Raw genomic sequence first — 8,396 nt, forward strand, 5'->3', positions numbered from 1 at the left:
CAATTATCACAAGCAATATTATGATTATGTTTTTGTTTTCCATTTAAGTTCCTCCCCATAAACTAATACTATTTATACACAACTTAAATATTAACATTTTCGGCAATGAAAATAATGCACAAAATCAAAAGGATGCATGAATATCCTGACAGTTGCCTCCAAAACAGTCGAATAAATAATCACGAATTAAAGCAAATTAAATCAGATATAAAAAATAGTGCAATCAGGTAAGCAAATGTAGGGAAAAAATAAAAAAAGAGTAGATGAAGTTCCATCTACTTAAGAATAATTTTTGGTTTTACAGTTTTAGCATTGTAGTATTTGTTGCCTGCAAACTTGACAACAGCTGCGAACTTACCTTTCTTGGTCAATTTGATTATTTTGAATGTTGCAACACCTTTTTTGTTGGTTTTTGCTGTGTATGTTTTCTTGTTGACCTTAAGGGTGAGTTTTACATTCTTAATAATCTTATTTTTATTAGTTTTTAAGATTACACTATATTTTTTGGTTTTTACAGACTTTTTAAATGTTTTTGCTTTTGCAGACAATTTTGGAGTTGCCTTTTTGACTGTTACTTTAACTGATTTGGTTGTTTTTGCATAGTTTGTGTTTGCGTTGAAGGTTATTTTTGCAGTGTATTTTTTAGGTGCAAGGCCCTTTGTGGACACTTTTATCTGACCGTTCTTGTCAGTCCTGTATGCATTTGTACCTTTCAACATGACCTTTAGATTAACACCGCTCAATACATTTCCTTTGCTGTCTTTTAATGTAATTAGGAGATTTTTGTTTACATTGTATGTTGCAGCAATGGATTTTGCAGTTATTTGTGTTTTGAGCTTGTTGACAGTGACTTTTGCTGTTCTGGTAACAGGATTGTGATTGCTATCAGCAATTGTGGTAACTGATAGTGTGTATGTTCCTGCATTCAAATTTGAAACAGATATATTGCTGCCGTTAACATTAACAACCGCTTCGGATTGGTTTACAACTTCAGCTTTGATGCCGGTAGCACCGATAAATGTTGCTGTTGTAATTCCTTTGGATGTGTAATCAAATGTAAGGTCATTGACTGTTAATGTTGAATTGATTTTCCTGACAGTAATTGTGGCATTTTCACTGACTGCATTGTAGTTTTCTTCAGGTATTGTTGTTACTGTTAAAGTGTAGCTTCCGACATCCAATACTGGAATTTCAATTGTAAATCCGTCAACTTTGACATCACCACCATTGATTTTTGCAGTAATTCCTTTAGCGCCTGCTGTATCTGCAGTGATGTTTAGGGAATTTCCATAATCCAATACTGATGGGCCGATGCTTACGGTTGAATTTGCCATATCCACCTTGACTTTTACTGTTTTATTGCTTTTTTCGTAGTTTTTATTTCCAGGGAATGTGATTGTAACGTTTGCTGTACCTACCGAAACTGCAGTGACTTCACCGGTGGAGCTGACATTGACAACACTTGGATTGCTGCTTGCAAAGGATATGTTTCCTTCAGCGTTTTCAGGCAGCAATACATAAACGAGTTTGGATTTATCTCCAACTGTCAGTTCCAAATCATTTGCACCGATTCCAGCAGGTGCCTTATTAACCAGTACATTAACACTTGAAGATGATGCAGCATATTTGTCGGTTCCATTGAATGAAACAGTAATTAAAGCAGTTCCTGCTCCATTAGCATTAATAACGCCAGCTGATGATACACTAACGACACCAGTATCATTTGAAACATAAGTTAAATTTCCTGCTTTGGAAGGAATTAACTCAGCTGCAACATGACCCATTACACCTACATACATTTCCCTTGAAGGTCTGTTAATTTTGATTTCAGTAGGTATTTTACTTACCGTAACAGTAACAGTAGTTGAATTTTCAACGTATACACCATCACCACCAACTTTAACAGAAATTGTTGCTGTGCCACCTTTCAGTGCAGTGACAACACCATTCTCATCAACGCTGACAACACCAGAATTATCAGGAACAAAAGTAACATTTAAACCGGCAGGATCAGTTGTTGCAACAATAGTGAAATTATCATCTGCAACTAAATCCAAAGTTGAGTTGTTTACGCTGACGCTGGCATCAACAAAATCGACATTGACTGTTATTGTCATGTTTTTGGCGGCAGTATAATTTTCATTGCCTGCAAATGAAACTGTGACAGTGGCAGTTCCTTTGCCAAGAGCTTTAATTTTACCATCTTTAACTATAACGACTGTTTCATTGCTTGATTTGTAGGTTAAGTTACCTGCATCTGCAGGAGTCAAAGCAGCTCCTGAAGGAACTTCATCAAAGACTTTTATGTCAACAGTCGGAGAGTCAACTGTAATTTCAGTATGTGCTATATTCACAGTAATTTTAGCAGTTTCGGTAACGGGATTGTGATCATAATCAGGTACTGTTGTAACTGTTAATGTGTAATTGCCAATGCTCAAATCAGAAATCTGAATGGTGAAATTATTTAAAACAGTAACGTTAGCGCCGTTGATGCTGGCAGTGATTTTGGCAGCTCCCACAGTTTCTACGGTAACATTCCTGATTTCACCATATTCCAAAGTAATATTATCCAATGTTATTTTTGAATCTGCCCGAGTAATAGTTATTATTGCATTGCTGACATTGACATTGTCCAATCCGTCATATGTTGCATTGACCTGATAGGTTGTAAAATTATCAAATGTATGTTCTGCCCACCAGAGTCCGTCACCACCATAAGTTGCATCAATCCTATCACCGTTTGGTAAGATAAATTGTAATTTACCAGCAACACGTTCACTGTAAATATCTGAATTTGCAGTGATGTTAACTGTCCTGTTGGTGGTTTCCTGTGAGGTGACATTCACGGTGAATGTCAAGTTTGAAATTGTTTTTTCAGCTAGGGTATAGTAAGAATCTGAATAGTGGCGAGCAGTAACTATATAATCGCCTTCAGGAATGTCTAAAACAACTTCACCATTTTTATCTGTGACTTTAGTTGGAATTAAAACAGGAATGCCATTAACCTCTGCTAAAACAGTTATATTCTGACCTGCTTCCCTATCACTTAGAGATGGTTTAGTAGTATCCTTACCTGTGTTTGTAATGCCATCTGCACCCCAATAAGTTACATTGGTGAAACTAACTTCATTATCAGAATAAATTGCATTTAAAAGGTTATCCGCACCACTAAAAGTTATTTTAATATTAGTCCCATCTTTCTCTATTGATATGCCATTATAAGTTGCATCCGCTCTATTATTTAAGAAAATAGAATTGGAAACAGTATGGCTTTCAGTATTCCAGAAGCAAATTGCAGAACCATTAACCGCATTATTCCAAGTAAAATTACAATTTATTACATTGGCATTACCGTAAAAGCAAATTGCACCACCTGCGAATCCTGCAGAATTATTTGTAAAATTACAATTTAATATATTACCATCAACAAGGTAGATAGCACCACCACTGTCATCTGCTTTGTTATTAACAAAAGTAGAATTATTTATTTCACCAACACCTCCGAAGTAAAGAGCACCACCTGTTTCAACTTTGTTATTAATAAAGATACAATTTGATACAGTATATGCACAATTAATTACAATAGCCCCACCATATTTAGCAGAGTTAGCAGTAAAATTACAATTTTCAACAATACCATCGCCAGAACAGAAAATTGCACCTCCATCCCAATAAGATTTGCAATTGATAAAATTACAATCTGATACAGTACATAGACCATTATCAGATTCAATAGCTCCGGCATAGTTAGCAGAGTTACCATCAAAATTACAATTTCTTACATCACCCTTGGTAGTAAACCAAATTGCACCTGCAGAGTATTCAGCACTGTTATTTGTAAAATTACAATTTTCAACAGTACCAGAAAACATGTGGATAGCACCACCATAACTACCATAAGGATCAGTTACTCTGTTATTAACAAAATTACAATCTGCTATATAACCAAAACCGTCAAAGAAGAGAGCACCACCATTATAACTAACAAGGTTATCAATAAAATTACAATTTATAACAGTACCGGAAACAGCAGAGATATTAAAGTAAATTGCTCCACCACTGTCACGATTATTGGCGTTTTTAATAGTTAAGTTTTTAAATGTTACACCAGAGGATTCTACATAAAATGCTCGAACTGAATTGTTCATGTCAATGACTGCACCATTACCGTTGATTACACCAGGATTTGCGATGACAATGGTGTCTCCACCGTCATAGAAGTAATAGCTTTTGGTCAGGTTTATATCTCCACCAAAACCTATTTCATCTCTTAAGTCATTATAAGTGCCTTCGCCTCCACTCAGTATTTGTGAATCAGTTTCAGCGTTATTTGCCTGTGTCAATGCATTATTTTCTTCACTTGTCTTTTTTAAAATATTTCCATTTTCATCATTTTCCACACTTACAGCTTCATCAGTTGTTTTTTCACCAACGGCATCACATGAAGTATTGTCAGTGGCACTTACTGCCGAAACCGCCAGCAGACTTACAAATAATATTGCCAATAGCATTATCTTTTTATATCTCAAACTTTTTCCTCCAAAACTTTTTAATTGATATATATTTATCCAAAATAGTCTATTAATTTATTACGGTCATGGAGAAGTAATTGAATTATTAGTTTTATAGATAATTAAATTGACAGTTACATATGCAACAGTTTAAAATATTAATCGTTAATACAAACTAGCATGACAACTTGCAAAAATAAGCATATCCTGGATGATGAACGTTTATACAAAAAAAAATAAAAAAAAATAGAGATAGATGCAAAATTGCACCCAATAATTAATTATTTCATTCCCACGCCACTATCATAAAATGCCTTAACATCACTATACCGGCTTCCTTCACTTTGGCCGTGACGTCCATCTGGATTAACAATTATTCCTTCGCCATTGTAGTAAATATTATATTTACTGTCATAATATATGGCATTATTGTCCTTGGATGATGAGGAATCACTGCCACTACTGCCTGAGCTGGTAGGTTCTGCCTCTACAACTTTTTTGTCAATAGTTATTTCTTTAGTTGCATTGCATCCTGCATAATGGTCATTTCCAGCATAACTAACAGTTATGGTATAGTTTCCAGCGTTTTTATTAATGTTTAATGTTCCAATACCTGAATCATTGGTTTCGACTGAATGATAATCACTGGATTTATCCTTATCGGTAATGGTTACATTAACAGTTTGATTGGCAATTCCTGTTCCATTGGCATCGGTTAACTGAATTTTGATGGAATCGCCTTCAGTGATTGTGGAATTACTTTTAAAAGTCAATTTGGTATCCTGTTTATTTGCATGTGGCATAGTTGCAAAAATTCCAACTAAAAGAGCAATAATGATTACAATCAATACTATAATTATTATGTTTTTGTTTTCCATTATAACACCTCTGAAATATAATTTTAATTATTTATAGAATACTTTAACTTTATATGGAGTATATCCATTTAATTTGCAATTTATCATACCATATCTTGGAGATTTGGTTGTTGTAACGATTTTTCCATTACTTTTCTTAAAGAAGAATGTGGCCTTGGTCAGTTTGATGTGTTTAGGACTGCTTGGGGTACTACCTCCCCATGCTTCAATATAAATTCCTGGAGAATATTGACCATTTGTTGTTGTGTAATAGGAAAATACACGGTCCCCTTTAACTGTTTTAGAAATGAATTTATGGTATTTAACCTTTAAAGTAACATATTTTGAATTAGATTTTTTCTTAATGGTTGACTTTTTAGTTGTTTTCTTAATTTTTTTAGTGACCGGTTTTTTAACAATTAATTTGAATGTTTTTGAACTGCTTTTGAATTTACTGTTTTCTAAAAATGAAACTTTGCATACATAAGTTTTGGTTTTGGATGGAACTTTTATTTTTATGTTGGCTTCACCATCATTAAGTTTAGCTTTATATGTTTTGCCATCAATAGCAACTTTAACTGACCCTGATGCTGAATCATCATCTATTTTATTATATACACTGACAGTTAAGTGTTTTGTTCCACCTGATGTGAATTTAACATTGGGACTATAAATATAGGTTGGCATTTTAGTAACTTTAAATGATGCTTTTTTTATAACTTTTCCATTAGTGTTGGTAATTTTTACAGCATATGTTCCCAATGCAAGTTTTTTTGTTAGATAAACATATTGTGAAAAATCATCGTCAGTGAGTACTTTTGAAGCATTAGGATAAATCAGTTTTTTATGGATTAGTTTGTTTCCTTTATAAATGTTAAAATATCCTTTTAGATAACCTTCCCAATGAAAAATAACATCACCAGAACCATACTTATAATATGTATCTGTTATATCAATTTTTGCATCCCTATACCCATTGATTTTTACAGTAAGAGTATTGTAAACACTACCGTAATTGTCTGAAAGCATCTTAACCCAATATTTGCCCGGATCCAAATCTTTGTTCAAGTAAGCATAACCATTGGAATCTGCAATGGAACGATATGTTCCCACATGGGCACCTGAATCTCCTTTATAAACTATAAAAGAAACAGATTCGCCACTTGGAGAGCCTCCAACAAGCCTGACACTGTATTTAGTTGAACTTTTATGTGTTAAAGTCTTATCATAACTATCTATATAACCGTCAGGTCCTTCCCTAAAATATGACCCTTCACGTAATTCATCATCTATTTCACTAACAGTTAAATTATCATCAGCACATACAGATACAACATTATATTCAATTGAATCTGCTGCATTTACATTAATAATTTCATTAGAATTATCGTTTTCAATTGAGATTATTTTTTCAGTCACATTGTCTGCTGCACTTACTGCCGAAACAGACAATAATACGCATAAAAACATTAGAAATATTATTATCTTCTTCATTGTCTTAACCTCATTTGCTTGGTGGAACTACATCCTGATTAATGTGGCCGATAACCTTATTTGTTTCACCGGTCGTGTTTACAACAATGTCTGCCTTAATATGATTGGTTTTATAGTAAGCATCAATGTTATCATCAGCTTTGGTGTAGAGTTTCACAACGTAATTCATGGAATAGGAATATTCCTGATGAGGGTTGTAAATATTCTCATGCCCGTTGAAAACACCTGAACCCACCTTTTGTGTCTGACCGTCCGAATAGGAAATTTCAATATTTTTCAAACCGATGCCTGTTACGCGTTCCAGATATTCCTTTGGCATGAAACTAAATTTAATGATACCTGTAATTGGCCGTTCATCAACTGTTCCGCTTGAAACCACATTGGCATAGAAATATTTGTGATCAAGAGAAAGACTTGTAACATCAACTGCATCGGAACCGATTACTCCTGCAGAAAATGCAAATACTAAAATCAGCACCGCCAACACCGCAATTATCCCGATGAGTATAAATTTAACATTGGATGAACCGCCGGCGCCGGATTTGGTTTTATCTATAATCTTATCCACCTTATTTCCAACAGTTTCTTTTTCTACAGAAGGTACACTGGCACCACAAGCCGAACAGAATTGTGCCGAGATATTCAATTCCTGTCCACATTGGTCACAATATTTTTTATCCATAAACATTCCACCACCAATCTATAAGTATGTTGTAATTTTGTTAATAATTAATAATATAGTTAATGTATTTAAATGGTGTATGGAACAATCGATGGATTATCTTATCCATTCCTTGCTGAAGATATAAATGCAATTATGTTCTTTCTAAAAAAAAAGGAATATTTGTAGGCAGAATTGCGCCTACAGAAATCATTCATGGACAATTACTCATCACATGTTGCTACGGTATGTATTGCCATGACTATCCACACCACTGAACACACCTGTGCGAGGATTATAACTTTCATGCATTCCATTAGCACCCTCAATATGCTGAATGCCATTAGAATCAGTATACTGCCTTATATAGGTACCATACTGTGGAGAATACTTATCATAACCACCAGCACCGGAAGTTGAGGATTGACTAACAGTTTCTTTGACCTTTTCCTTGATTGTCAATTTCTGCGTTGTGTTGTTTCCGGTGTAGTTTTCATTTCCACCATAGCTCACCGTAACATCATAGTTGCCTTTTTTCAAGTTCAAATCCATCTTTGCATTGCCCTTGTCATTGGTTTGGACTGTCTTATTTGCCACAACCTTGCCTGTGCTGTCTTTGACTGTGATGTTGAGATTCTCTTTGGACAATGGAGTTTTGTTCAAATCAGTCAGCTTAACTGAGAAATTATCTCCCTCATTTAAAGTTTTATTGCTGGTTACTTTGATTTTTGTCGGCTCTTTTGCATGCATTGGCTTTACTAGCATAAATCCGATTGCAGCGGCAAGAATAACAATTATCACAATTAAAATTACAATGATATTTCTGTTTTCCATTTCACTTCCTCCATATAAACTAATACTATTTATACACAA

General features: G+C 34.3%; 5 protein-coding genes. All 5 read right to left on the reverse strand.

The window, feature by feature from the left end:
- Positions 1-275 precede the first annotated feature (275 nt).
- A complete protein-coding gene (locus UIB65_RS09595) occupies positions 276-4,529 on the reverse strand; it encodes an Ig-like domain-containing protein (protein ID WP_330041221.1) in 4,254 nt (1,417 codons plus the stop codon).
- A gap of 263 nt (positions 4,530-4,792) precedes the next feature.
- Positions 4,793-5,389, reverse strand: coding sequence for a carboxypeptidase-like regulatory domain-containing protein (locus UIB65_RS09600; RefSeq protein WP_330041223.1), 597 nt, complete (start codon positions 5,387-5,389; stop codon positions 4,793-4,795).
- Between the two features lie 27 nt (positions 5,390-5,416).
- Positions 5,417-6,862 carry a hypothetical protein gene (locus UIB65_RS09605; protein ID WP_330041225.1) on the reverse strand — a complete coding sequence of 482 codons (1,446 nt, stop codon included), beginning with the start codon at positions 6,860-6,862 and terminating at the stop codon, positions 5,417-5,419.
- A gap of 10 nt (positions 6,863-6,872) precedes the next feature.
- On the reverse strand, positions 6,873-7,544 hold the full coding sequence (locus tag UIB65_RS09610) for a zinc ribbon domain-containing protein (RefSeq protein WP_330041227.1): 672 nt from the start codon (positions 7,542-7,544) through the stop codon (positions 6,873-6,875).
- Between the two features lie 210 nt (positions 7,545-7,754).
- Positions 7,755-8,396 (reverse strand): Ig-like domain-containing protein (locus tag UIB65_RS09615; RefSeq protein ID WP_330041230.1); only part of this gene is annotated, 642 nt, incomplete at its 5' end.

The sequence above is a fragment of the Methanobrevibacter sp. genome (genome assembly GCF_036307625.1).
Lineage (GTDB): Archaea > Methanobacteriota > Methanobacteria > Methanobacteriales > Methanobacteriaceae > Methanocatella.